Source organism: Hydrogenophaga sp. UC242_50 (assembly GCF_042697355.1).
In the GTDB taxonomy this organism is placed as follows: domain Bacteria; phylum Pseudomonadota; class Gammaproteobacteria; order Burkholderiales; family Burkholderiaceae_C; genus Hydrogenophaga.
Map to the genome: position 1 here is coordinate 3,878,125 of NZ_CP170553.1, position 22,345 is coordinate 3,900,469.

General features: G+C 68.5%; 27 protein-coding genes and 2 pseudogenes. 17 read left to right on the plus strand and 12 right to left on the minus strand.

From position 1 onward, the window contains the following. The first annotated feature begins 112 nt into the window (after nucleotides 1–112). The 4 genes from ACFJGX_RS19660 (at nucleotide 113) to ACFJGX_RS19675 (ending at nucleotide 2,734) form a co-directional block, all read left to right on the plus strand. Nucleotides 113–400: a hypothetical protein gene (locus ACFJGX_RS19660; RefSeq protein WP_382328753.1), complete on the plus strand. Its 288-nt coding sequence runs from the start codon at nucleotides 113–115 to the stop codon at nucleotides 398–400. Between the two features lie 7 nt (nucleotides 401–407). After that, nucleotides 408–1,049 (plus strand): response regulator, encoded by a 642-nt coding sequence (locus ACFJGX_RS19665; protein WP_382158573.1) that lies wholly within the window; start codon nucleotides 408–410, stop codon nucleotides 1,047–1,049. A gap of 142 nt (nucleotides 1,050–1,191) precedes the next feature. Beyond that, nucleotides 1,192–1,590 (plus strand): hypothetical protein, encoded by a 399-nt coding sequence (locus ACFJGX_RS19670; RefSeq protein ID WP_382324320.1) that lies wholly within the window; start codon nucleotides 1,192–1,194, stop codon nucleotides 1,588–1,590. A gap of 25 nt (nucleotides 1,591–1,615) precedes the next feature. After that, nucleotides 1,616–2,734: a saccharopine dehydrogenase NADP-binding domain-containing protein gene (locus tag ACFJGX_RS19675; protein ID WP_382326839.1), complete on the plus strand. Its 1,119-nt coding sequence runs from the start codon at nucleotides 1,616–1,618 to the stop codon at nucleotides 2,732–2,734. 11 nt (nucleotides 2,735–2,745) lie between these two features. Here ACFJGX_RS19675 and ACFJGX_RS19680 read toward each other — a convergent pair whose 3' ends face one another. After that, on the minus strand, nucleotides 2,746–4,290 hold the full coding sequence (locus ACFJGX_RS19680; protein ID WP_382326841.1) for a methyl-accepting chemotaxis protein: 1,545 nt from the start codon (nucleotides 4,288–4,290) through the stop codon (nucleotides 2,746–2,748). A gap of 161 nt (nucleotides 4,291–4,451) precedes the next feature. Between ACFJGX_RS19680 and ACFJGX_RS19685 the strand changes: the two genes are divergently transcribed. Then, on the plus strand, nucleotides 4,452–4,703 hold the full coding sequence (locus tag ACFJGX_RS19685) for a hypothetical protein (protein WP_382324316.1): 252 nt from the start codon (nucleotides 4,452–4,454) through the stop codon (nucleotides 4,701–4,703). A gap of 29 nt (nucleotides 4,704–4,732) precedes the next feature. Further along, nucleotides 4,733–5,360: pseudogene (locus ACFJGX_RS19690) on the plus strand (LysE family translocator). A 30-nt stretch (nucleotides 5,361–5,390) separates the two neighbouring features. Here the strand turns inward: ACFJGX_RS19690 and ACFJGX_RS19695 are convergent. Further along, nucleotides 5,391–5,807, minus strand: a complete 417-nt coding sequence (locus tag ACFJGX_RS19695; RefSeq protein ID WP_382324315.1) for an NYN domain-containing protein — start codon at nucleotides 5,805–5,807, stop codon at nucleotides 5,391–5,393. A 443-nt stretch (nucleotides 5,808–6,250) separates the two neighbouring features. On the opposite strand from ACFJGX_RS19695, the gene ACFJGX_RS19700 reads away from it, so the two are divergent. After that, on the plus strand, nucleotides 6,251–7,024 hold the full coding sequence (locus ACFJGX_RS19700; RefSeq protein WP_382324313.1) for a hypothetical protein: 774 nt from the start codon (nucleotides 6,251–6,253) through the stop codon (nucleotides 7,022–7,024). 75 nt (nucleotides 7,025–7,099) lie between these two features. Here ACFJGX_RS19700 and ACFJGX_RS19705 read toward each other — a convergent pair whose 3' ends face one another. Together ACFJGX_RS19705 and ACFJGX_RS19710 are read right to left on the minus strand one after the other, a co-directional pair. Next, nucleotides 7,100–7,273 (minus strand): hypothetical protein, encoded by a 174-nt coding sequence (locus ACFJGX_RS19705; RefSeq protein WP_382324311.1) that lies wholly within the window; start codon nucleotides 7,271–7,273, stop codon nucleotides 7,100–7,102. A gap of 198 nt (nucleotides 7,274–7,471) precedes the next feature. Further along, nucleotides 7,472–8,164: a hypothetical protein gene (locus tag ACFJGX_RS19710; RefSeq protein WP_382324309.1), complete on the minus strand. Its 693-nt coding sequence runs from the start codon at nucleotides 8,162–8,164 to the stop codon at nucleotides 7,472–7,474. Between the two features lie 119 nt (nucleotides 8,165–8,283). Here ACFJGX_RS19710 and ACFJGX_RS19715 point away from each other — a divergent pair, with 119 nt between their 5' ends. Further along, on the plus strand, nucleotides 8,284–9,273 hold the full coding sequence (locus ACFJGX_RS19715) for a phosphotransferase enzyme family protein (protein WP_382324307.1): 990 nt from the start codon (nucleotides 8,284–8,286) through the stop codon (nucleotides 9,271–9,273). A 160-nt stretch (nucleotides 9,274–9,433) separates the two neighbouring features. After that, entirely contained in the window at nucleotides 9,434–10,429 is a 996-nt protein-coding gene (locus ACFJGX_RS19720; RefSeq protein ID WP_382324305.1) for an alpha/beta hydrolase family protein, read from the plus strand. 24 nt (nucleotides 10,430–10,453) lie between these two features. Here the strand turns inward: ACFJGX_RS19720 and ACFJGX_RS19725 are convergent, their stop codons facing one another. The 5 genes from ACFJGX_RS19725 to ACFJGX_RS19745 form a co-directional block, all read right to left on the minus strand. Then, complete coding sequence (locus tag ACFJGX_RS19725; protein ID WP_382158590.1) at nucleotides 10,454–11,035, minus strand: malonic semialdehyde reductase; 582 nt, start codon at nucleotides 11,033–11,035, stop codon at nucleotides 10,454–10,456. 31 nt (nucleotides 11,036–11,066) lie between these two features. Next, nucleotides 11,067–12,086 carry a Bug family tripartite tricarboxylate transporter substrate binding protein gene (locus ACFJGX_RS19730; RefSeq protein WP_382324303.1) on the minus strand — a complete coding sequence of 340 codons (1,020 nt, stop codon included), beginning with the start codon at nucleotides 12,084–12,086 and terminating at the stop codon, nucleotides 11,067–11,069. A gap of 64 nt (nucleotides 12,087–12,150) precedes the next feature. Then, complete coding sequence (locus ACFJGX_RS19735; protein ID WP_382324301.1) at nucleotides 12,151–12,594, minus strand: nuclear transport factor 2 family protein; 444 nt, start codon at nucleotides 12,592–12,594, stop codon at nucleotides 12,151–12,153. A gap of 222 nt (nucleotides 12,595–12,816) precedes the next feature. After that, entirely contained in the window at nucleotides 12,817–13,119 is a 303-nt protein-coding gene (locus tag ACFJGX_RS19740) for a Dabb family protein (RefSeq protein WP_382158596.1), read from the minus strand. Further along, the gene (locus ACFJGX_RS19745) at nucleotides 13,116–13,970 is read right to left on the minus strand and encodes an intradiol ring-cleavage dioxygenase (protein WP_382158598.1); all 855 of its coding nucleotides are present in this window, start codon (nucleotides 13,968–13,970) and stop codon (nucleotides 13,116–13,118) included. The genes ACFJGX_RS19740 and ACFJGX_RS19745 overlap by 4 nt, the downstream gene beginning before the upstream one ends. Before the next feature lie 103 nt (nucleotides 13,971–14,073). Between ACFJGX_RS19745 and ACFJGX_RS19750 the strand changes: the two genes are divergently transcribed. Genes ACFJGX_RS19750 through ACFJGX_RS19760 form a run of 3 tightly spaced genes read left to right on the plus strand, consistent with a single transcriptional unit; the run spans nucleotide 14,074 to nucleotide 16,052 of the window. After that, nucleotides 14,074–15,003, plus strand: coding sequence for a LysR family transcriptional regulator (locus tag ACFJGX_RS19750; RefSeq protein ID WP_382158600.1), 930 nt, complete (start codon nucleotides 14,074–14,076; stop codon nucleotides 15,001–15,003). Nucleotides 15,004–15,028: 25 nt separating this feature from the next. Then, complete coding sequence (locus ACFJGX_RS19755) at nucleotides 15,029–15,511, plus strand: GNAT family N-acetyltransferase (RefSeq protein ID WP_382324299.1); 483 nt, start codon at nucleotides 15,029–15,031, stop codon at nucleotides 15,509–15,511. A gap of 22 nt (nucleotides 15,512–15,533) precedes the next feature. Next, nucleotides 15,534–16,052 carry a class IV adenylate cyclase gene (locus tag ACFJGX_RS19760; RefSeq protein ID WP_382324297.1) on the plus strand — a complete coding sequence of 173 codons (519 nt, stop codon included), beginning with the start codon at nucleotides 15,534–15,536 and terminating at the stop codon, nucleotides 16,050–16,052. Between the two features lie 2 nt (nucleotides 16,053–16,054). Here ACFJGX_RS19760 and ACFJGX_RS19765 read toward each other — a convergent pair whose 3' ends face one another. After that, nucleotides 16,055–17,113, minus strand: a complete 1,059-nt coding sequence (locus ACFJGX_RS19765) for a maleylacetate reductase (protein ID WP_382324295.1) — start codon at nucleotides 17,111–17,113, stop codon at nucleotides 16,055–16,057. A gap of 172 nt (nucleotides 17,114–17,285) precedes the next feature. On the opposite strand from ACFJGX_RS19765, the gene ACFJGX_RS19770 reads away from it, so the two are divergent. Further along, nucleotides 17,286–18,002: a 3-oxoacid CoA-transferase subunit A gene (locus ACFJGX_RS19770; RefSeq protein WP_382326843.1), complete on the plus strand. Its 717-nt coding sequence runs from the start codon at nucleotides 17,286–17,288 to the stop codon at nucleotides 18,000–18,002. Beyond that, complete coding sequence (locus ACFJGX_RS19775; protein WP_382326845.1) at nucleotides 17,999–18,643, plus strand: 3-oxoacid CoA-transferase subunit B; 645 nt, start codon at nucleotides 17,999–18,001, stop codon at nucleotides 18,641–18,643. The genes ACFJGX_RS19770 and ACFJGX_RS19775 overlap by 4 nt, the downstream gene beginning before the upstream one ends. Before the next feature lie 7 nt (nucleotides 18,644–18,650). On the opposite strand, the gene ACFJGX_RS19780 is transcribed toward ACFJGX_RS19775, so the two are convergent. Beyond that, nucleotides 18,651–19,148 carry a LysR substrate-binding domain-containing protein gene (locus ACFJGX_RS19780; RefSeq protein WP_382326847.1) on the minus strand — a complete coding sequence of 166 codons (498 nt, stop codon included), beginning with the start codon at nucleotides 19,146–19,148 and terminating at the stop codon, nucleotides 18,651–18,653. A gap of 26 nt (nucleotides 19,149–19,174) precedes the next feature. Between ACFJGX_RS19780 and ACFJGX_RS19785 the strand changes: the two genes are divergently transcribed. Further along, the gene (locus ACFJGX_RS19785) at nucleotides 19,175–19,327 is read left to right on the plus strand and encodes a hypothetical protein (RefSeq protein ID WP_382326849.1); all 153 of its coding nucleotides are present in this window, start codon (nucleotides 19,175–19,177) and stop codon (nucleotides 19,325–19,327) included. A 122-nt stretch (nucleotides 19,328–19,449) separates the two neighbouring features. Here ACFJGX_RS19785 and ACFJGX_RS19790 read toward each other — a convergent pair. Further along, a pseudogene (locus ACFJGX_RS19790) lies at nucleotides 19,450–19,584 on the minus strand (LysR family transcriptional regulator); the annotation flags it as partial. A gap of 122 nt (nucleotides 19,585–19,706) precedes the next feature. Between ACFJGX_RS19790 and ACFJGX_RS19795 the strand changes: the two are divergent. Continuing rightward, nucleotides 19,707–20,699 carry a tripartite tricarboxylate transporter substrate-binding protein gene (locus ACFJGX_RS19795; RefSeq protein ID WP_382324291.1) on the plus strand — a complete coding sequence of 331 codons (993 nt, stop codon included), beginning with the start codon at nucleotides 19,707–19,709 and terminating at the stop codon, nucleotides 20,697–20,699. 2 nt (nucleotides 20,700–20,701) lie between these two features. After that, nucleotides 20,702–22,339 carry an FAD-dependent oxidoreductase gene (locus tag ACFJGX_RS19800; protein ID WP_382324289.1) on the plus strand — a complete coding sequence of 546 codons (1,638 nt, stop codon included), beginning with the start codon at nucleotides 20,702–20,704 and terminating at the stop codon, nucleotides 22,337–22,339. Nucleotides 22,340–22,345: the final 6 nt, after the last annotated feature.

Genomic DNA, 22,345 nt, shown 5'->3' on the forward strand with positions numbered 1-22,345 from the left:
CCGGTGGCGCTGCTGCTGAAAATCTCGCCCACCGCAAGCGACGTGCGCTGGCCCGCCGACGTGGAATACGCCGCCTTCATGGTGGCCCGGGAAGCCCTGCGCCAACGCCGTGATGCACGCCAACGCGAGCCAGGTGGTGGTGCGTGTCGATGGCGAAGCCGAGTGGTTGCACCTTCAGGTGACCGACGATGGCAAAGGCCTGACGCCCAAGATGGCCGCTGGCCGGCCCGGGCACCTCGGCATCGTGGGCATGCGCGAACGCGCGCTGGCCATCGGTGCGCGCATGGAAGCCAAGGGCCTGCCCAAAGGCGGCACCGTCATCTCTCTCACCTGGGGGAACCCCACCGGCCATCCCCCCCGGAGAACCGTCACCCGCAAGACCCTGATTGCGCCACCTTGAGACTGCCATGAGCGACATATACCTGGTAGACGACCACGCGATGATGAGGGACGGCCTGCGCGCGGTGCTCGAAGGCGCCGGGCACCACGTGGTCGGCGAATCGGATCAGCCCACCCCCGCGCTCGCGGACATCGTGCGCCTGGTGCCCACCGTGCTGCTGCTCGACCTGCACCTGTCCCACCGCTCCGGCTTCGAACTGCTCGAACAGCTGCAGCGGCGCAAACTCAGCACCCGCACCATCCTGCTGACCATGTCGGCCCAGCCCAGGCACGTGGCCGAAGCGATGCGCCTGGGCGCCTTCGGCTACGTGCTCAAGGGCTCGCCTTCGCGGGACGTGATCGACGCGGTGGCGGCGGTGAGCGAGGGCCGCAAGTACCTGGGCATCGGCGTGGCCGAACTGGCGGTCGAAGGGCTCATGGGCGACGCCCCGCCCAGCAGCATCGAATCGCTCTCGGCGCGCGAACAGCAGGTCATCCTGCTCGTGGTGCGCGGCCTGACCAGCGTGGCCATCGGCGAACAGCTGCACCTCTCGCCCAAGACGGTCGAGTCCTACCGCAGCCGGCTCATGGCCAAGCTCGGCGTGAGCGACCTGCCCGCGCTCGTGCGCCTGGCCATCCGCGAAGGCCTGATCAGCGCCGAAGACGACTGAGGACTTTCGCACAGGCGCCCTGGGCTTGCGGGTGATTCCGCCCCGCACCGTCCAGTTTTCCCCGCAGGCACGCGCCCCCGATGCGCTGCACAGTCTCTGCATGGCGGCGCGGCTTCTCGCGTCCAGCCGACAGGAGCCTGAGATGACCGTTTCCCTCCCCGCGCCGCTCGACACCCAGCCCCTGCAGGTGCTGGTGGTCTGCCCGCGTGGCGAATACCTGGACACGGTGCGGGGCCTCGTCGGCGACTGGGTGCGCAGCACCCAGATCTACTGGACGGTTGACCCCGTCGCCGCCCTGCGGCGCGCGCAGCAATCGCCCCCGGCCCTGGCAGTCCTGGACGCCCGCATCGACCGCGCCAGCGGCTGCATGCTCAGCCGCGAACTCGCGCTCGCCCACACCGACTTCGACGTGTTGAGCTTCGACGACCCCGGCGCCAACTGCGTGCAGTGCCAGCCCAGCACCTGGCACTGGTCCGAACTGCCCCGCGCCATCGGCTGGTGGGTGCAACGCCACCTGGTGCTCGCGCCCCCGGCCCACTGAACCTGCGCCCGCACTAGACTCCGGTATGCACAGCGGCTACCGGGTGTTGGTGACAGGGGGATACGGCTTCTTCGGCAGCCGCCTCGTCGAGCGCCTGGCGCGGCTTGAAGGCCTGAGCATCGTGGTCGCTGGCCGGCACGCGGCCTCCGCGCAAGCCCTGGTTCAAACGCTCCAGGCCTCCGCCGCCGCGGAGCTTCATGCCGCGGCGCTGGACGTCCATACCCCCTCTCTCGAACAGACCCTGGCGCAGTGGACCCCGGATGTGGTGGTGCACACCTCGGGCCCCTTCCAGGGCCAGAACCACCACGTGGCCGAGACCTGCATCCGCCACGGCACGCACTACATCGATCTGGCCGACGGCCGTGACTTCGTCGCCGGCATCGGCGCCCTGGACGCCTCGGCCAAAGCGGCCGGTGTGCTGGTGCTCAGCGGCGCCAGCTCCGTCCCCGCGCTGTCGGCTGCGGCCGCGGACCACCTCAGCCGAGGCATGGCGCTGGTGCGCTCCATCGACATCGGCATCAGCCCGGGCAACCGCACCGAGCGTGGGCTCTCCACCGTGCAAGGCATCCTGAGCTATTGCGGGCAAACCATCGCGCACGCCGACGGCCGCAGCGAACTCGGCTGGGGGCGGTCGTACCGCCATCGGTATGGCGCACCGGTCGGGGCGCGGCTGCTCTCACCCTGTGAGGTGCCCGACCTGAGCCTCCTCCCCGCGCGCTACCCGGGCGCACCCACGGTGCGGTTCGGCGCGGGCCTGGAACTGGCCTTCCTGCACCGGGGCATGAACCTCATGGCGCTGGCCCGGCGCCTGGGCCTGGTGCGCGACTGGTCGGCCCACGCCAGGCTGCTCACCCGCGCGGCGGACCTGTTCAAGACCTGGGGCAGCGATGCCGGGGCCATGCACGTGCGGGCCAAAGGGGTGGACCACCGCGACCAACCCATCGCGCGCACCTGGGAACTGATCGCTACCGAGGGCCACGGGCCCTATGTGCCCACCCTCGCGGCCTGGGCCCTGGTGAAGAAACTGGCGGCCGGCGAGCCCTTGCCGAGCGGCGCCCGGCCGTGCACCGGCCTGCTGTCCCTGGAGGACTTTGATGAAGCCGCCACCGGCCTGCGCATCACCACGCGGGTCGAGGAGGCATGACGGCGCCGGTTTCAGCGGAACACGCTCACCGCCTCCACCAGCCGCTTCGTCTGCTGCTGCAGGCTTTGTGAGGCGGCGGCACCCTGCTCCACCAGGGCCGAGTTCTGCTGCGTCACCTGGTCGAGGTGGCCCACGGCCTGGCTCACCTGCTGGATGCCGCCGCTCTGCTCGATCGTGGCCGCGCTGATCTCGCTGATGAGGTCCGACACGCGCTGCACCTGCTGCACGATCTCGTCCATCGTCTTGCCCGCGTCGTCCACCAGTCGCGTGCCGGCCTCCACCTTGCCCGCGCTGGCGCCGATCAGCTGCTTGATTTCCTTGGCCGCCTCGGCGCTGCGCTGCGCCAGGCTGCGCACCTCACCGGCCACCACCGCGAAGCCCCGACCCTGCTCACCGGCCCGAGCGGCTTCCACCGCCGCGTTCAACGCCAGGATGTTGGTCTGGAAGGCGATGCCGTCGATCACGCCGATGATGTCGCTGATCTTGCGCGAGCTCTCGGTGATCTCGCTCATGGTGTGCACCACCTGGGACACCGCATGGCCGCCGCGCGAAGCCGCGTCGCTGGCCGTGCCCGAGAGCTGGTTGGCCTGGCTGGAGGTCTCGGCGTTCTGGCGCACGGTGGCGGTCATCTGCTCCATGGACGCCGCCGTCTGCTGCAGGCTGGACGCCGCCTGCTCGGTGCGCTGGCTCAGGTCGTTGTTGCCCTGGGCGATCTCCGTCACCGCCGTCTGCACCGTCAGCACCTGCTGGCTCACGTCGTCGATCAACCAGCGGAACATCAGGCCCAGCTGGCTGATGGTGCGCATGGTCATGCCGATTTCGTCCACCCGGTCCATATGCGCCACCTTGTGGGTGTCGCCCGTGCGCACGCGCAGGGCCTGCTCGCGCAGGTACTCCAGCGGGCCGGCCAGCTGTGATTCGAGGAACCAGCCCGCCAGGCCCACGCCCACGGCGGACAGGCCGGCGAACTGCGCCCACTCCATGCCATGCAGCCCCAGCGCCCAGGCGCCGCCAGCAAGAGCGGCCAGCAACACCGCCAGCGGCAGGCGGATGCGGCTGCGCACGCCCATGGTCTTGAACACGGTCGTCAGCCCCATCAGCCCGGTGCGCAGCAGCAGGCCCTTGTGCAGCTTCAGGTGGCGGGCGCGGCCCTCGCGCATGTCGGCGTAGAGCCGCTCGGCGCCGGCAATCTCTTCGCGGCTGGCCTTGGTGCGCACCGACATGTAGCCCACGGTCTGGCCGTTGCGGATCACCGGCGTGGCGTTGGCCCGCACCCAGTAATGGTCACCGTTCTTGCGGCGGTTCTTCACCAGGGCCGTCCAGGGCTCACCGCCCTTGAGCGTGGCCCACATGTCGGCGAACGCCTCCTTGGGCATGTCCGGGTGCCGCACCAGGTTGTGCGGCTGGCGCTGGATCTCCTCCAGCGTGAAACCGCTCACGTCCACGAACGCTGCGTTGGCGTAGGTGATGTGGCTCTGGGTGTCGGTGGTCGACATCAGCGTGGCATTGTCGGGGAACTCGTATTCACGCTGGGTAACGGGAGAGTTGACGCGCATGGCGGATACCTTGAATGTGTGGACAGATGTCTGCTGTATCGACGCCCCCGGGGCCGTCTTGTGTGGGGAAACCATGTCTTTTTTGCTCACCCCGGCCCGCCCGCTTGCGCTAAGCTCCCGTTCATCGGCCCCCCAAAGCCAGCCAGCCCAAGGAGACACCCATGAGCCCATCGAGCTTGCGCACGGTCCTGGTGTTCAGCGCGGAAGACCAGGCCTGGATCCGCCGCACCCCCATCACCGTGCCCGCCTTCTGGCAAGGCCACTCGGTGCAACCGGCCCAGGGCGACCTGGTCCGCCTGGGTGGCCGGCAATTCCTCATCCGTGGCCGCGTGTGGGAACACGACGGCGAAGGCCCCATCCTCAAGCTCTACATGGGCGACGCCCACGCCCAGAGCGACACCACCCTCGGCTAAACCACGCTCGGACCAACCGGAACGCTTCCATGCCCATCGAACTCTGGCTCGCCTTCGTCGCCGCATCGGCCGTCATGCTGATCATTCCCGGCCCGACCATCCTCACCGTCATCAGCTACTCCATGGCCCACGGCCGGCGCGCCAACGTGCCGCTGGTGGCGGCCGTGGCGCTGGGCGACTCCACCGCGCTGGCGGTCTCGCTGCTCGGCCTGGGCGCGCTGCTCGCCACCTCGGCCTTCTGGTTCACCCTCATCAAATGGGCCGGCGGCCTGTACCTCATCTACCTGGGCGTCAAGCTGCTGCGCGCGGGCATCTCGTCCACCGAACTGGCCGCCCCACCCGCGCCGCAATCGCGCTGGCGCCTGTTCGCCAACACCTACCTGGTGACCGCGCTCAACCCCAAAGGCATCGTGTTCTTCGTGGCCTTCCTGCCCCAGTTCATCAGCCCCTCGGTGCCGGTGGCCCCGCAGCTGTGGGTGCTGGCGATCACCTTCGTGGTGCTGGCGCACGCTCAACGCCACGCTGTACGCCGTGTTCGCGGCCTCGGCGCGCCGGGTGCTCACCTCGCCGCGCGCGCAGCGGCGCTTTCACCTCGCGGGCGGCTCGCTGCTGACGGCGGCGGGCGTGTGGGCCCTGATGGCCCGGCGCGCGGCCTGAATCAACGAACGAACGAACGAGCGGGCAGGCTCAGGCCGCGATGGCGATCGACTCCGTGTAGATGAAGCTGTTGCACGCCGCCACGAAGGCCCGCGGCGTCTGGCGCGCGCCAAAGCCGTAAACGCGCAGACCCTCGCGCCGCAGGCAGAAGGCCAGTGGTGTGAGGTCGCTGTCCGACGACGCGAGGCACACCCCGTCGAACTGGCCCGTGTTCGCCAGCGACATCGCGTCCAGGCTGAGCACGATGTCGGCGGCGTTCTTGCCCATGGCGTAGGGAAAGAGTTGCACCGGCTCGATCGCGTTGTGCAGCAGCACGTTCTTGCAGCGGCTCATGCCCGGCCGGGACCAGTCCGCATACGCGCGCTTGACCGCCAGCACGCCATAACTCGCGGCGCGCAGCAGGATGGGACGGGTGAGTGTGTAGGAGACGTTTTCCGCGTCAAACAAGACGGCGAGTCTCTGTTGCTTGTGCTGCAGCCGGGGCATGTGGTGGCTTCCCTGTTCGTTGGTGAACAGCCGCCGCCCTGGATAAGGGCGGCGGCCTGAACGGGGTGAGAACCGGGATCCACGGAAAACCGGTAGGCCTCGCGGCCTCCCGTCCAGGCCGCCAAAAAAACATCGGTCTGGATCGACAGAGGCCGCATTCCTTGTCGGTATTTACGGCCTCTGCCGTGGATATACAGGTTCTCACACCCGGCTCACCTTTTTCGTGAGCGGAAAAGACTTTATGCCAATCCCCGCAGGTGCAGCGGACTGTTTCATTGTCAGATCAGCTGCAACTGGACGTTCGACGAGCGGTCCGCAGCAAGCCCTTTCTTCCGGGCCGCAGACCAGGACATACGCCTGCGCAGCAACGCAAGACTCCTTCGAACACAGGCCGCCTGCATAGAATGGCCGCCATCGGCCACACCCCGGAGAACCTTTCTCCTTTCTACCCCTTCTCTACCATGCGCCTGCTTCGTGCCCTGCTGATCGCGGCCCTTTTCGCCACCTCCTTCGTGGCCCGCGCGGCCGACACCTTTCCGGTGCGCAGCGTCGCCCTCGTTCCCGCTGCCGATCCCATCGAGTACACGCTCACCAGCCGCACAGCCGCCGTCTTCATCTTCCCGATAGCCTCTGCGGGCGCATGGGCCGACTCACGCGACAAGACCCGCGCTTTCACCGCCCTCACGAAGTCTCGCCAGCCCGCTTACGGGGCCTACCTCAGCAAGCTGGTGGCCGACCGGCTGCGCGCGGCGGGCTACCAGGTTCGGCTGATCGAGCCTGAACACCGCGACCCGGCCGACCCGGATGGGGTGGACCTCGAAGCCCTGGTGTTCGATGAAGACATCGGCATGCAACTGCAGTTCGACACCATGGGCTTCTTCTCCGACATGGGGACCATGGGCTTCGCGCCCAAGGTCAACGTCGACGCGCACTCCTTTCTGCGCAGCGGTGCCGAAAACCCGTTCAGCACCACGATCTACTACGGGGTGGATGCCCGACCCAACAAGGACTGGGCGATCATGGCCCCCGACACCGCGAACATCCCCTCGTTCGAGGTCTTGATGGGCGAGCCCGAGCGTGTCGACGCGGTCTACCGCGGCGCCTTGAACCTGCTGGCCGAACGCATCGCCACCCAGTTCATGGCGTCCTCCCCGCTCAAGGCCGCTGCAGCGCCCTGACACAGGCACGCCGATTGCGCCCTGCGGCCTCCGTTTCCAGGACATGCCTGCCACAGCGGACGAGCGTGTTCGGTTTCATTCGAGCAACAGCGCAATGCCGAAGACGATGGCAGCCAAACCGGCGATACAGAAAACAATCGCCATCAGTTGCGCGAGCGATGAGCCTTGAATCAGCGCTCGGGTTCTAGCGTAGTGCTCCGCCTGCTCGGACAGATCTGGAGCACCCGGTCCGAACACCCTCTCCGCCACTTCACGTCTCGTCAACTGGCGAGTGACAAGTGACCCGAGAGCATCCCATCCAACCCATGGGAGGGAAGCGCCGAGCACGATCCAAAACCACCCCATAAACGTTCTCCACGAATGCCTGCTTATGGCAGAAAAGAGCCATCGTTGCCCCGCAGGAACGGCCTAAAAAAGCCTGTCGCCGACCAACCACTGCCATCGGAATCACTTCGCGCACTGCCTGAGTTTCTCAATCACCGCCGCGCCGCCCGTCCATTGAATGCCCATCAGCGTTTTCCCATCCAACGACAGTTTGAAGCTCTGTTGATCGCGCATGCCATCGAGCGCCGCAGCCAGCCCGGGCACAGCGAACATCACCGTGCCCACCTCCCTGGACTCCCTGTAATTGAATACCTGAAGGGTCTGGGCAGGTTCGTCGTCTTGCTGAAGGGTGATTCTCAATTTCTCGACTTTCTGGGGTTTGGGCAGCCCTGCACCCTGAAAAATCAGCCATGCATCGGTCTTGGGCTTCTGGAACCCCACGATGGTCACGACGCCACCTTCGTCGAGCTTGTATTTGGAAAACACCGCCGCGCACAGGTTGCCCTCGGGCGTGGCTTTCGTCTCCACATGCCATAGGCCTTTGGCATGCGCCCGCCGTTTTTCCTGTTGCTCTTTTTCCTGCTCCGCCAGTCCTTTTTGCAAGGCGCGGCTTTCCTCCAGCGTGAGGCCTTGAGCGGGAGGCCCCTTCGGCCCGAGGGAATCCACGTAGTCTCTTTGCTGACGGATCCAGTCGTCCATGCTGTATTGGTACGGCGGACTGCAGCCATTCCCGTTGAACTGCATACCAATCGGGCAAGCCGTTGCGGTGAGCGGCAACGAAAGTGCAAGGAAAAACAGGATCGCTGGTGTTTTCATGGGGTGTTCTCCCGCATCGGCAAGCTGGTGAAGTGCTGACTGCTCTGGCGCCTTGCATTCTGCTTCATCGTGCAGCGACGGGTGCTTTGCGAGGCGCCGCCCCGCGCAGACAATGCGCCATGGCCCACGATCCCGACCTGATCCCCACCCACACGACCACAGCCCCCTCCTCCATCGCGCGCTGGGTGGCGCGGCACCACGGGCTGGAGGTGCGGCAATGCCACCTGATCCGCCGGGGCCTGAACGACAACTACGCCCTGCGGTCCACCGACGGCAGCCGCTGCGTGGCGCGCCTCTATTCCATCCGCCCGCGCGGCGACTTCAACGTCGAATTCGAAGCCTCGCTGCTCATGCACCTGAACGCCCAAGGCGTGGGCGTGGCCGCGCCGATGCTCACGGCGGACGGGCAAACGCACATCCCGCTTCAGTTCCCGGAAGGGCCGCGCGCGCTGGCGCTGTTCCGCCATGCCGAAGGCACCGTCCCCGACACACTGGAAGACATCGAGCTGACCGGCCGCACGCTGGCCCACATCCACGGGGTGGCTCGCGAATACGCAGGCCCGCCCAGCCGCTATACGCTGGACGGCCACCACCTCGCCGGCCGAACCCTGGGCTACCTGCAGGCCTACCCGGACCTGGACGCCGGTTTGCTCGAAACCTACAGCCAGGTGGTGCACCGCCTGCTGGACGAGCTGGCCGCCGCCGAAGGCGGGCTCACGCGCGTCGTCTGCCACGGCGACACGCACGGTTTCAACAACCACGTGCACACCGACGCGGCCGGCACCCGCAAGACGGTGTTCTTCGACTTCGACGATGCCGGCCCCGGCTTCCTGGCCTACGACCTGAGCGTGCTGCCCTGGTCGCACATGGTCCGCAAAAACCTCAAGGAGCCCGACGACACCCTGCGCGAGCGCTGGACGCACTACCTGCGCGGCTACCGCGAAGGCGGCGGCGAGGTGAGCGAGGCGGACCTGGCGGCATTGCCGCTGTTCCTGCAGCTGCGGCACCTCTGGAACCTGGGCGAGGCCGCCGGGCGGCTGCACCACTGGGGAACGAATTCGATGCCGGTGGACTGGATGCAGAAGCAGGGAGAGGTGTTCGAGGCCTGACGAGGGCTGGACATGCGCACCTGATGGACTGCGCTGGTTCCGCTGGCGCAGCACCGAGGGTGTTTGGCGAAGAGAATCCGCACTTCGTCGCAAGACGCGAGACCCGTGGACGCCCCGTCCAGATAATCGCGAACGTCATTCCAACCGAGGCTCGCGCCACATGAAAACGCTCAACACAAAACGGTTCTCCGTGGTCCTCACCCTGGCGCTGACCGGTGCCTGCGCCCACGCCGCCGGTTTTCAGCATGGATTCGCCGCGGACCCGGACGGCAAGCCACTCGAAATCGGCATCTGGTACCCGAGTTCGGCCGCGGTCCTGCCCGTGGCGATGGGCCCGACAACGATGAGCGTGGCCGTCAAAGGGCCGGTGCAAGGCAAGGCACTGCCGCTGGTGTTGATCTCGCATGGCACTGGCGGCTCGTTTCTCGGGCACTTCGATACGGCCATGGCGCTGGCCGACGCCGGCTTCGTGGTGGCGGCCGTCACGCACACGGGCGACAACTACGCGGATCAGAGTCGCGCCGTCGACATCATGGACCGGCCCCGACAGATCAGCCGGGTGATCGATCACATGCTGGCGAGCTGGGATGGTCGTGCGGCGATCGACCCGGCGCGCGTCGGCATGTTTGGCTTCTCCGCCGGCGGCTTCACCACGCTCGCGAACATCGGTGGGGTGCCCGACTTTTCAAAGATCGAACCGGTGTGCCGCCAATACCCCGGCGACTTTGCATGCCAGCTCCTGGCGAAAAACGGCGGCAGCAACGTCACCCCGCCCGCCGCGTCCGCCATCGCCAACGCGGCGGACCCTCGGATCAAGGCCGCAGTGGTGGCCGCACCAGCGCTCGGCTTCAGCTTCGCACCCGATGGGCTCAAGAACGTCAAGGTCCCCGTGCAGCTCTGGCGCGCCGAGGACGATGCCATCCTTCCACATCCGCGCTACGCCGAAGCGGTGCGGCTCGCATTGCCGCAGGCACCGGAGTACCACCTTGTCCCCAAGGCCGGACACTTTGACTTCCTGGCACCGTGCAGCAGCGCGCTGGCGTCGATCGCACCCCCCATTTGCACCAGCGCTCCAGGTTTCGATCGGGTCGAGTTTCATGCCCGCTTCAATGCAGCGGTCGTCGGATTTTTCAGCATGACACTGCGGGCGCATTGATCCCGTGCGCGACGACCGCCGCGCTCAAAGCACCTGACAAGCCTGCTCGAAACTCAAGCGAGCATTGCGGTCGAACACCTTGCCATCCCCGTACCCGAGGTTGATCAGGAAGTTCGCGCGCCAGCGCCCGTCGGGGAAGAACTCGGCGTTCACCTTGGCCAGGTCCACGCCGCTCATGGGTCCGCAGTCCAGACCCAGCGCGCGCGCCGCGATGATGAAGTACGCCCCGCCCAGCGTGCTGTTGCGGGTGGCCGTGGCTTCGCTCAGCGCGGGGTTGCTCTCGAAGTTTTCCTTCGCGCCTTCACGGTGCCACACCTGGGGCATGAACTCGTGGAAGCGGGTGTCGGCACACACGATGACCGTGACCGGTGCCACGCGCGTCTTGTCGAGGTTGCCCGGCGAGAGCGCGGGCAGCAGGCGCGCGCGCGCCTCGGGCGTCTTGAGGAACACGTAGCGCGCCGGCTGCGTGTTCATCGAGGTCGGCCCCATGCGGGCAATGTCGTACACCTGCTTGAGCAGCTCGTCGGGCACGGGCTTGTCGAGGAAGGTGTTGGCGGTGCGCGCCTTGAGGAAGATCTGGTCGAGGGCTAACGCGTCGAGGGTCATGGTGTGAGGCAGAAAGTAGAAGAAGGAAAACTCAGTCCAAACTGATGTTGGCGGCCCTGATGAGGCCGGTCCAGCGCTGCACGTCCCGTGCCAGCATGGTCTTGGTGTCGGCCACGCTGATTTTCATGGGCGAACCGCCCGCCTTGCGGAAGGTTTCCTGAAGCTCGGGCGTGGCGATGATTTTCGCCAGTTCGGTGCGCAGCCGCGCCAGCACCTCGGGCGGGGTCCTGCTGGGCGCGAAGTAACCGAACCACGATTCCAGCTCCAGCTTGACGGTGCCGGACTCGTTGATGGTCTGCACCGTGGGCTGCATGGGGTTGCGTTCGGCGCTGGAGACCGCGATGGCCTTGAGCTTGCCGGTGTCCACGTGCGCGCGGGTGGTGGGCGTGAGGTCGAAGAACAGGTCCACGCGGTCGCCGAGCAGGTCGGCGTACGCCGGCTGCGCGCCCCGGTAGGGCACGTGCACGATGTCCACGCCCGCCAGGCTCCAGAGCGCGGCGGCGATGACGTGCTGGCCCGAGCCGTTGCCGGCCGAGGCGTAGGTGAGCTTGCCGGGGTTGGCCTTGGCGTAGGCCACCAGGCCGGCCAGGTTGTTGAACGGCAGGCTGTTGCGGCCGAGCAGCGTGTAGCTGTAGCTCACGGCCAGGCCCACGGGTTCGAAGTCCTTGAGGCTGTCGTACGAGAGGTTCTTGTACAGGCCCATGTTCAGGACCATGTTCGACACCGAGCCGGTGAGCAGGGTGTAGCCGTCGGGCGCGGCCTTGGCGGCGGCGTCGGTGCCCACCACGGTGCCCGAGCCGGTGCGGTTCTCCACCACCACGGGCTGGCCGAGCGGCTGGGCGAGGCGGTCGGCGAGCGCGCGGCCCACGAAGTCGAAGCCACCACCGGGCGGTTGCGGCACGATCACGCGCAGGGGCCGGTTGGGGTAGTCGGCCTGCGCCCAGGCGGCGGCCGGGGCCAGGGAAGCGAGGGCGGCGGCCGGCACGGCGGCGAGCAGTTGGCGGCGAAGCGGCGAAGCCGGTCCCCCGCACGTCGGATCGAGTGCGTTCATGTCTTGTCTCCTTGTTGTGGTGTCTGACGCGGTTGGACAGCGGCCCGCGCCCGCCGCATGAAACTCAGCCCGGGTTCACTTCGCGCTCCAGCTCGCCGCCGGCCAGCCAGCGCGCGCCACGGCGGTAGAGCTCGTCCACCTCGAGGCCCTTGAGCATGGGCATGTCCATCTTCACCGTGTAGCCGATGCGGGTCTGGATGTAGGCCAGGTGGCGGTAGCCCTCGGGCATCCTGGCCAGGGATTCCTGGTCGAGCGCGAGCACGGCGGTGGAATCGATCGGGTCGATGCGGTCTTTTTCGTAGATGGGCTGGCGGTGCAGCAGCTTCCACTCGCCTTTTTCGCGCACCACGAAGTCGTAGAAGCGGCCGGTGCAGACCACGTCGCACATCACGGGGCCGTTGGCGCCGTCGACCATGCCGCGCTGCGAGATGGTCATCTTGGTCTGCGCGATGGCGCGGTCGCCCGCCACCTCGATCGCCGAGCCGCCCAGGAAGTGCAGGATGCTCACGCCCTTGGCCCAGCCTTCCTGCGTGACGCGGATGAAGTCGGCGAACGGTCCCTGGAACCAGGTGCGCCATCATCACGCCCCGGGGGTGCCACACGGTGGCGAAGCGCTCCCAGTCGCCGGCGTCGCGCCACACGGCCCAGCGCTCCACCATCTGCCGGATCAGCAGTTCGTCTTTGAGTTGTTGTTCGATCATGGCTTGTCTCCTCGGGGGGTTGCGGTGATTCAAAGGGTTTCGAAGTCGACCTGGTGGCGCGCGGTGCGCACGCCCTCCAGTTCGTGGCGCACGCGGGTGTGCGCGGGGTGGTGGGCGTAGTCGTCGAGGGCCTGGCGCGACTCGAATTCGGCGTAGAGCACGGCGTCGCAGGCGTAGTCCACGCCGCTTTCGTCCAGGCCGATCTCCAGCCGCAGCAGGCCGGGGATCTGCTCGCGCAGGCCTTCGAAGGCGCGTTTGAGCCGCTGCGCGTTGTGCGCCTTGGCCACGGCGGTCTCGCCGTGCACGTTCCACATGACGATGTGTTTGATCATGTGGCGCGTGCGGCGGTGGCGGGCTGGGCCCGGTTGAGCACGAAGTCGAAGTCCAGCGTGTGGGTGCCATCGGGCTGCCGCACCCAGTCGGCCACCAGGGACTGGCGCACGCCGAACACCACATCCGAGTCGAGGTACTCGCCACCGTCGCGGAACACGTGCGTCACCAGCGTTTCGTAGCCGGGCGCCTGGATCATGAAATGCAGGTGCGCCGGGCGCCAGGGGTGGCGGCCGGTGGCGCGCAGCATGTCGCCCACCGGGCCGTCGTCGGGAATCGGGTACGGCTCGGCCACCACGCTCTGGAAGTGGAAACGCCCGTCGGGGCCGCTGCGCAGCACGCCCCGGCCCTGGGCCTCGGGCAGGTCGGTGCGCTGCACGTCGTACATGCCGTCGGCGTCGGCCTGCCACACGTCGATCACGGCATCGGCCACCGGCGTGCCGTCGAGCCCGCGCACGCTGCCGCGCACCAGGCAGGGCGTGCCGGCCGCGCCGTTGGCCACGTCGGCGCCGTGCTCGTAGTGCGGCGCGCCTTCCACGTGGAAGGGCCCGAACACCGTGGCCTCGGTGCAGCCGGCGGGCTTGTCGTTGTTCTGCGCCACCGTCAGCATGGACAGGCCGAGCACGTCCGAGAGCAGGATGAATTCCTGCCGCTGGTTGGTGCATTTGTGGCCGGTGGCGGTGAGGAAGTCGATGCCGGCCTTCCACTCGGCCTCGGTCAGCTTCACTTCGCGCGCGAAGGCGTGCAGGTGCTGCACCAGGCTGGTCATGATCTGTTTGAGGCGCGGGTCTGGCGTGTTCGCCATGCGCGCGAGCACCGCCTGGGTGATGTTGTACTGGTCGAGGTTTCTCAAGCGTGGTCTCCGGGAGTGCCGGCACAATGTACGGCCTTGGGAGACCCCGAAAAAGACCTGAGACAAAAATGACTTTTTCGTCAGGCGCAACAAAGAGGAGACCATGGACCGCTGGACCGAGATCGAACTGTTCGTGCAGGTGGCCGAGACCGGCAGCCTGAGCCGCGCGGCCGAGCTGCTCAATTTGTCCAACGCCAGCGCGAGCCGCCACCTGGCCGCGCTGGAGACGCGCCTGGGCGTGCGCCTGGTGGAGCGCAACACGCGCCGCCTCTACCTCACCGACACGGGGCAGGAGTTCTTCCAGCGCTCGCGCGCCATCCTGGCCGACCTGCGCGACGCCGAGTCCACCGTGAACGCGGCCGCGCTCAACCCCACCGGCGTGCTGCGCGTCACCGCCTCGCTCTCGTTCTCCATGCACCACATCGCGCCGCTGCTGCGCGAGTACACCGAGCGCTACCCCAATGTGTCGGTGCACGTGGAGGCGGCCAACCGCTACCTGGACATCATCGACAACAACATCGATGTGGCGATCCGCAACCGCGAATACGAGCCCGACTCCAACATCACCATCCGCCGGCTCGCGGGCACGCGGCGCATCCTCACGGCGTCGCCAGCCTACCTGTCGCGCCACGGCGTGCCGCGCACCATCGACGACCTGCACCGGCACAAGCTGCTGATCTACACGCACGCCAACAACCCCAACGAACTGCGCTTCACGCGCGGCGACGAGCAGCAGACCGTCAACGTGAAGGGCCTGCTGGAGAGCAACGACGGCCAGATCCTGCGCGCCGCCGCGCTCGACGGCATGGGCATCCTGGTCCAGCCCAGCTACATCGTCTACGACGACATCGTCGCCGGCCGCCTGGTGCCCATGCTCGACGACTGGGATCTGCCCCGCCTCACCGTCAACCTGGCCTACCCCAGCCGCAAGCACCTCAGCGCCAAGGTGCGCACCTTCATCGACTTCATGGCCGCGCACTTCGAGAAGATGGACTACGAGCGCAAGTGGACGGGCCGCTTCTCCGTCTACTGACCGTCTCTCAGAGCGCCATCGAACGATGAACATCCGCCCTTTCCAGCCCGGCGACGAAGCGGCCCTCTACCGCGTGCACCGCGAGGCCATCCACCGCGTGGCTTCGCGCGACTACACGCCCGAGCAGGTCCAGGCCTGGGCGCCGGACCGGCAGGACCCGGGGCCGTGGGCCATCAAGATGCGCCGCCTTCGGCCCTTCGTGGCCGAGGTCGATGGCGTGATCGCCGGCTACGCGGACCTGCAACCCAGCGGCTACATCGATCACTTCTTCGTGTCCGCCGACTTTCCTCGCCAGGGGGTGGGCCGCCGCCTCATGGAGCGCATTCACGAAGAGGCGGCCCGCCAGGGCCTCACCGAACTCACGGCGGACGTCAGCCGAACCGCGCAGCCCTTCTTCGCCCGCTTCGGGTTCGAGGTCGTGGAGCAGCGCTTTCCCGTGCGCGCGGGTGTCATCATCCCGAACGCCTTGATGCGCAAACTCCTTGCACCACCCCAGGCCGCGGCCTGACCACCCCGCCATCGCCCCCACCATGCCGAGAAACGTCGAGATCAAAGCCCGCCTGGACAACTTCAGCGCCGTCGCCGCCAAGGCCGCCGCCATGGCCGACCACGGCCCCATCGCCATCGCGCAGGACGACACTTTCTTCCGCTGCGACAACGGCCGCCTCAAGCTGCGCGTGTTTTCAGAAACGGAAGGCGAGCTGATCTTCTACCGCCGCACCGACCGGCAAGGCCCCAAGGAATCGTTCTACGTGCGCTCACCCACCGCCAGCCCGGCCAGCCTGCGCGAAGCCCTCGCGCTGGCGCACGGCGAGATCGGCCGCGTCATCAAGGACCGCACGCTGTACCTGCTGGGGCGCACCCGCATCCACCTCGACAAGGTGCAAGGCCTGGGCGACTTCCTCGAACTGGAGGTGGTGCTCGAAGACGGCGAACCGCTGGAAGCCGGCGTGCGCGAAGCGCACCGGCTGATGACCGACCTCGGCATCGCGCCCTCGCAGCTGGTGTGTGGGGCGTATGTGGATCTGCTGGCGCAGGGCCAGCGCTAGCCTCAGGAAGGCCGCGTGCCCTCGAACGCATCCTGCAGCAAGCGCCGGATCGCCCCCGCCTCCAGCGGCCTCGGGTTCGGGTACTGGTTGCTCATCGCGATCTCGCAGGCCTTGTCCAGGTCTTGTGCCTTCATGCCGATATCCTTCAGCGCCACCGGCGCGCCGTTGGCCTTGGCGAGGTCGTGCACCGCCTGCGCCGCGCTCGCGCCGCCCAGGGCGCGGCGGATGCGTTCCATGGCTTGCGGGGCCGCCGCCGCGTTGTAGGCCAGGGCGTGCGGCAGCACGATGGTGTGCGTCTCGGCGTGCGGCAGGTTGAAGCTGCCGCCCAGGGTGTGGCAGAGCTTGTGGTGCAGGGCCATGCCCACCGCGCCGAGCACGGTGCCGCAGAGCCAGGCGCCGTACAGTGCGTCGGACCGCGCCTCGGCGTCCGCCGGCTGCGCGCGGATGCGCGGCAGCGCGCGGCCCAGCGCGGCGATGCCCTCTTCGGCCATGAGGTCGATGATGGGGTTGGCGTCGGTCGCGTACAGGCCTTCGGCCGCGTGCGCGATGGCGTTGATGCCGCTGGTCACGCTCATTGCCACGGGCAGGCCCAAAGAGAGTTCGGGGTCGTAGATCACCGTGCGCGGCAGCACGCGCGGGTCCTTGCCGGTTTTCTTCAGGCCGGCTTCGGTGATGCCGTAGATGGGCGTCATCTCCGAGCCCGCGTAGGTGGTGGGGATGGCGACGATGGGCAGGCCCGAGTCGAGCGCGATGGCCTTGCCCAGGCCGGTGGTGGAGCCGCCGCCGATGGCCACGGCGCAGTCCGCGCCCAGCTGGCGCGCCACCTCGCGGGCTTCGCGCGCGGTCTCGATCGGCACGTGCATCACCGCGCGGTCGAAGATGCCGGCGGCGCGCGCGCCGAGCAGTTCGGCCACGCGTTCGGCCGAGGCGCGTTGCTCGGGCGTGCTGAGCACCAGCGCGCGCGCCGCGCCCAGGGCGTCCATTTCGCGCGGCAGCTGGGCCAGCGAGCCGGCACCGAAGACCACGCGCGCCGGCAGGTTCTGGTAGACGAATGATTTCATGCCTTTTTGTCCCTATCTTGATGCGTCGTTCCCCGCGATGATCGCAGCCTATCCGGGCCCGGGTGCCTTTCGGGTCACCTGAAAATCAGTTTTCCGCAGAGGGAAATGTGGACACGAAATGGCGGGCCTTTCGCTGACAAAATGCGCGGGCACCCCCTGAAGGAGAACTTCCGTGATCAACAAGATCGCCGCCTCGGTCGCCGAGGCGCTCACCGGCATCGAAGACGGCGCCACCGTGCTCATCGGTGGTTTCGGCACCGCTGGCATTCCCGGTGAACTCATCGACGGCCTGATCGACCAGGGCGCGCGCGAGCTCACCGTGGTCAACAACAACGCCGGCAACGGCGACACCGGCCTGGCCGCGCTGCTCAAGGCCGGGCGCGTGCGCAAGGTCATCTGCAGCTTCCCGCGCCAGGCCGACAGCCATGTGTTCGACGCGCTCTACCGCAGCGGCCAGCTCGAACTCGAGCTGGTGCCGCAAGGCAACCTGGCCGAGCGCCTGCGCGCCGCCGGCGCCGGCATCGGCGCCTTCTTCACGCCCACCGGCTTCGGCACCGAACTCGCGAAGAACGCCGACGGCAGCGCGAAGGAAACGCGCGTGATCAACGGCAAGCCCTATGTGCTGGAGTACCCGATCTTCGGCGACGTGGCGCTCATCAAGGCCGAGCGCGGCGACCGCTGGGGCAACCTCACTTACCGAAAGGCCGCGCGCAACTTCGGCCCGGTGATCGCCACCGCCGCGAAGCGCACCATCGCCAGCGTCTACGGGATCGCCGAACTCGGCAGCTTCGACCCCGAAGGGGTGGTAACGCCCGGCATCCACGTGAGCGCCATCGTGCAGATCCCCCGCGTGCGCACGCAGGCCGGTGGTTTCAAGGAGGCCGCATGAGCTACACGAGAAGAACCAAAGACGAACTCGCGCGCCGCGTGGCGCAGGACATCCACGACGGCGCCTACGTGAACCTGGGCATCGGCCAGCCCACGCTGGTCGCGAACCACCTGCCCCCGGGCATCGAGGTGGTGCTGCACAGCGAGAACGGCATCCTGGGCATGGGCCCGGCGCCGGCCGCGGGCGAGGAAGACTACGACCTGATCAACGCCGGCAAGCAGCCGGTGACGCTGCTGCCCGGCGGCGTGTTCTTCCACCACGCCGACAGCTTCGCCATGATGCGTGGCGGCCACCTGGACATCTGCGTGCTCGGCGCCTTCCAGGTCTCGGCCACCGGCGACCTCGCCAACTGGAGCACCGGCGAAGCGGGCTCCATCCCGGCCGTGGGCGGCGCGATGGACCTGGCCATCGGCGCCAAGCAGACCTGGGTGATGATGGACCTGCTCACCAAGCAGGGCGCGAGCAAGGTGGTGGCGCAGTGCAGCTACCCGCTCACCGGCATCGGCTGCGTCAAGCGCATCTACAGCGACCTCGCCACGCTGGCGTGCACGCCGCAAGGTCTGAAGCTGATCGACAAGGTCGAGGGCCTGGACCACGCCGAACTCGAAAAGCTCGTGGGCCTGCCGATCGCGGCGGCCTGAACGTCCTTCAGCGCAGCGCGGCCTTGTGCAGCGGCAGGGGCGCCGCGCGCAGGGCCTCCAGCTGCTCGCGCGCGATCTGCAGGAACGCGGTGCCCAGGCGCGAGAGCGGACGGTGCCGGTTGCGCACCGCGAAGATCGGAAACGTGGGTGAACCCGGCAGCGCCGTGAACACCAGGCCTTCGGGCCGGTGGGCGCGGGCCGAGAGGTCGTCCACGAAGGCCACGGCCGCGCCGGTGGCCGCCACCGAACACGCGGCCAGGCCCGAGCGCACCTCGGCCGCCACGTTGCGCGCCACGCCGTGCGATTCGATCCAGTGGTCGATCACCGCGCTTTGCGGTGCCTCCGGGCTGTAGACCACGAGGCGGCCGGCCAGCACCTCGGCCAACGACGGCTTGGCCCTCTTCAGCAGCGCATGGTCGGCGGGCAAGGCGCAGAGCAGCTCCCAGCGGCCGATCTCCTCGATGTCCAGCGCCGGGTGGTCCAGCGGCGCGCTGGAGATGCGCAACGTCGGCCTCCTCCGTCACCAGCAGCTTGACGATCTCGCGCGTGGGCAGCGACTCGAACAGCACGCGCGCGGTGGTGGCCTGGCCGACCAGCGCGGCGATGCAGCGCGGCACCAGCTGCAGTGCGGTGTTGGCGCTGGAGAGCACGCGCAACGTGGTGCGCGTGCCGAAGCGCAGGTGAGCCGCCACGTCGCGCACGTGCTGCACGCCCCGGTAGACCTTCTCGATTTCCTCCTGCAGCTCGCGCGCCTCGGCCGTGGGCACCAGCCGGCCGCTGCGGCGCTCGAACAGGGCCACGCCCAGCTGCAGCTCCAGGTGGCGCACCAGGCGGCTGATGCCCGGCTGCGAGACGTGCAGCAGCCGCGCGGCCTCGGTGGTGGAGCCGGTGGTCATGACGGCGCGGAACACCTCGATCTGACGCAGGTTCATGGGCCGCATTGTCGCCCACGCATAACCCCGTGTTATTCAGAACTGGCGGAAAAGTATTGGATCGTATGGAGCGGCCCTCCTAGCATCCCCCCACTCGGCCCGAACACCGGGATTCATTCAGGAGACAAGACATGTTCAAGCTTCACCGGCGCGCCCTGGCGCGCACCGCCCTCGCCACCGCGCTGTGCTCGACCGCCCTGCTGGCCCAGGCCCAGGCACCAGCGGCCTGGCCCAGCAAGCCCGTCACCCTCACCGTGGGCTTCGCCGCCGGCGGCTCGGCCGACATCCTGGCGCGCGCCATCTCGCAGAAACTCACCGGCGCGCTCGGCCAGCCCGTGGTCGTCGACAACAAGCCCGGCGCGGGCGGCACCATCGCCGCCGCCGCGGTGGCCTCGGCCACGCCCGACGGCCACACCCTGCTGCTGGTGACCAGCGGCCACGCCGGCAGCGGCGCGCTCTACCCCACGCTGCGCTACGACCCGATCAAGGCCTTCACCCCGGTGATCAAGCTCGCGGCCACGCCGGTGGTGGTCGTGGTCCCGGCCGCCCAGCCCTGGAAATCGCTCAGCGAACTGCTCGACGCCGCGCGCAAGGCGCCCGGCACGCTGAACTACGCCGCCGGCGGCGGTGGCGCGACCACCACCGCGCTGGCGGCCGAGTTCCTGAAGAAGGACACCGGCACCGACATGGTCCAGGTGCCCTACCGAGGCTCCGGCCCGGCGCTCACCGCGCTGCTCTCGGGCGAGGTGCAGGTCGGCTTCGAGATTCCCTCCAGCGCCCTGCCCCACATCCAGTCGGGCAAGCTGCGCGCGCTGGCCGTGACCACCCGCACCCGCAGCACCGCGCTGCCCGACGTGCCCACGGTGATCGAACAAGGCATCCGCGACTTCGAGGTGATCGGCTGGTTCGGCGTGCTGGCGCCGGCGGGCACCCCCGCCGCCGTGGTGGAGCGCCTGAACCGCGAGCTCAACGCCGCGCTGCAACAGCCCGAGCTGCGCGAGCGCCTGAGCGGTCTGGGCCTGGAGTCCGGCGGCGGCACGCCGGCCGAGTTCCAGAAACTGATCGGCTCGGACACGCAGCGCTACGGCGAAGCGATCCGCCGCATGGGCATCAAGGTGGAATGAGCATGGCGGTGGTGGCAGGCGGTTGGACAACGGAGGTCGCCATCGTCGGTGGTGGCCTGGGTGGGGTGTCGGCGGCGCTGGCCGCGCTGCGGCTGGGCCGGCGCGTGGTGCTGGTGGAGGCGATGCAGTGGCTCGGCGGGCAGCTCACGGCTCAGGCCGTGCCGCCCGACGAGTACCCCTGGATCGAATCGCTGCAGGCCTCGCAGAGCTACGCGCAGCTGCGCCGCGCCATCCGCGAGCACTACCGCCTGCACCTGCCCCTCACCCCCGAGGCCCGGCGCGCGCTGTGCCTCAACCCCGGTCAGGGCAATGTGAGCACCCTGTGCCACGAGCCCTGGGTGGCCGCGAAGGTGATCGACGAACTGCTCGCGCCCTGGGAACACGATGGCCGGTTGCGCGTGCTGCGCCAGCACCGCGTGCAACGCGCGCACAGCGAAGGCGACCGGCTCAGGGCGCTGGAACTGCGCGACCTGCGAACGGGCCGCGAGAGCGTGCTGCAGGCGCCGCTGTTCATCGACGCCACCGAAACCGGCGAGCTGCTGCAACAGGCCGGCGTGGAACACGTGCTGGGCGCCGAGGCGCAGTCGGCCACGCAGGAGCCCCATGCCCTGGCGCAGGCCGACCCCATGGACCAGCAGGCCGTGACCTGGTGCTTCGCCATGGAGCACCGCCCGGGCGAGCACCACGTGATCGACCAACCCGAAGGTTACGAGCGCTTCCGCACCCTGCAGCTCGACTGCTGGCCCAACGCCCAGTACAGCTGGACGCTGTCGGACTTCGTCACCCACCAGCCGCGCACCCGCGCCCTGTTCGCGGGCGACACCGACGCGCCCGGCGTGTACGACCTCTGGCACGCGCGCCGCATCGCCTGGCGCGGCCACTTCCAGCCGGGGGCCTACGAGAGCGACATCACGCTGGCCAACTGGCCGCAGATGGACTATTGGGAGAAGCCGCTGATCGGCGTGTCCGAGGCCGAGGAGCAGCACGCGCTGCGGCAGGCCAAGCAGTTCAGCCTGGGCTTCTTCTACTGGATGCAGACCGAGGCCCCGCGCCACGACGGCGGCGTGGGCTACCCGGGCCTGCGCCTGCGCGGCGACGTGCTGGGCACCGAAGACGGCATGGCCCAGCAGGTCTACTGGCGCGAAGGCCGGCGCATCCAGGCCGAGTTCACCGTGCTCGAACAGCACATCGGCGTGGCCGCGCGGCCGGGGCAGGACGGCGCGGAGCGCTTCTTCGACAGCGTGGGCATCGGTGCCTACCGCATCGACCTGCACCCCAGCACGCGCGGGCGCAACACGGTGGACATCGACGCGTACCCGTTCCAGATCCCGCTGGGCGCCCTGCTGCCGCAGCGGGTGGACAACCTGCTGCCGGCCTGCAAGAACCTCGGCACCACGCGCGTCACCAACGGCGCCTACCGCGAACACGCCACCGAATGGAGCATCGGCGAAGCCGCCGGCTCGCTCGCCGCCTTCGCCTTGCAACGGGCCGAGCCACCGCGCGCGGTGCGCGCCAAGCCGGAGCTGCTGCAGGACTTCCAGCGGCTGCTGCAAGCGCAAGGTGTGCTGCTGGAGTGGCCGCGCTTCGGCGCCCTCACCCCGCTGCTGCGCACCGGCTACCAGCACGCCGCCCGCGCGTGAGCGGCG

What these genes read in the sequence shown, in the direction of transcription:
- ACFJGX_RS19660 (WP_382328753.1), top strand. Translation starts at nt 113, where the DNA reads ATGCACGCCAACGCGAGCCAGGTGGTGGTGCGTGTCGATGGCGAAGCC.
- ACFJGX_RS19665 (WP_382158573.1), top strand. Translation starts at nt 408, where the DNA reads ATGAGCGACATATACCTGGTAGACGACCACGCGATGATGAGGGACGGC.
- ACFJGX_RS19670 (WP_382324320.1), top strand. Translation starts at nt 1,192, where the DNA reads ATGACCGTTTCCCTCCCCGCGCCGCTCGACACCCAGCCCCTGCAGGTG.
- ACFJGX_RS19675 (WP_382326839.1), top strand. Translation starts at nt 1,616, where the DNA reads ATGCACAGCGGCTACCGGGTGTTGGTGACAGGGGGATACGGCTTCTTC.
- ACFJGX_RS19680 (WP_382326841.1), bottom strand. Translation starts at nt 4,290, where the DNA reads ATGCGCGTCAACTCTCCCGTTACCCAGCGTGAATACGAGTTCCCCGAC.
- ACFJGX_RS19685 (WP_382324316.1), top strand. Translation starts at nt 4,452, where the DNA reads ATGAGCCCATCGAGCTTGCGCACGGTCCTGGTGTTCAGCGCGGAAGAC.
- ACFJGX_RS19700 (WP_382324313.1), top strand. Translation starts at nt 6,251, where the DNA reads ATGGCCGCCATCGGCCACACCCCGGAGAACCTTTCTCCTTTCTACCCC.
- ACFJGX_RS19710 (WP_382324309.1), bottom strand. Translation starts at nt 8,164, where the DNA reads ATGAAAACACCAGCGATCCTGTTTTTCCTTGCACTTTCGTTGCCGCTC.
- ACFJGX_RS19715 (WP_382324307.1), top strand. Translation starts at nt 8,284, where the DNA reads ATGGCCCACGATCCCGACCTGATCCCCACCCACACGACCACAGCCCCC.
- ACFJGX_RS19720 (WP_382324305.1), top strand. Translation starts at nt 9,434, where the DNA reads ATGAAAACGCTCAACACAAAACGGTTCTCCGTGGTCCTCACCCTGGCG.
- ACFJGX_RS19725 (WP_382158590.1), bottom strand. Translation starts at nt 11,035, where the DNA reads ATGACCCTCGACGCGTTAGCCCTCGACCAGATCTTCCTCAAGGCGCGC.
- ACFJGX_RS19730 (WP_382324303.1), bottom strand. Translation starts at nt 12,086, where the DNA reads ATGAACGCACTCGATCCGACGTGCGGGGGACCGGCTTCGCCGCTTCGC.
- ACFJGX_RS19740 (WP_382158596.1), bottom strand. Translation starts at nt 13,119, where the DNA reads ATGATCAAACACATCGTCATGTGGAACGTGCACGGCGAGACCGCCGTG.
- ACFJGX_RS19750 (WP_382158600.1), top strand. Translation starts at nt 14,074, where the DNA reads ATGGACCGCTGGACCGAGATCGAACTGTTCGTGCAGGTGGCCGAGACC.
- ACFJGX_RS19755 (WP_382324299.1), top strand. Translation starts at nt 15,029, where the DNA reads ATGAACATCCGCCCTTTCCAGCCCGGCGACGAAGCGGCCCTCTACCGC.
- ACFJGX_RS19760 (WP_382324297.1), top strand. Translation starts at nt 15,534, where the DNA reads ATGCCGAGAAACGTCGAGATCAAAGCCCGCCTGGACAACTTCAGCGCC.
- ACFJGX_RS19765 (WP_382324295.1), bottom strand. Translation starts at nt 17,113, where the DNA reads ATGAAATCATTCGTCTACCAGAACCTGCCGGCGCGCGTGGTCTTCGGT.
- ACFJGX_RS19775 (WP_382326845.1), top strand. Translation starts at nt 17,999, where the DNA reads ATGAGCTACACGAGAAGAACCAAAGACGAACTCGCGCGCCGCGTGGCG.
- ACFJGX_RS19795 (WP_382324291.1), top strand. Translation starts at nt 19,707, where the DNA reads ATGTTCAAGCTTCACCGGCGCGCCCTGGCGCGCACCGCCCTCGCCACC.
- ACFJGX_RS19800 (WP_382324289.1), top strand. Translation starts at nt 20,702, where the DNA reads ATGGCGGTGGTGGCAGGCGGTTGGACAACGGAGGTCGCCATCGTCGGT.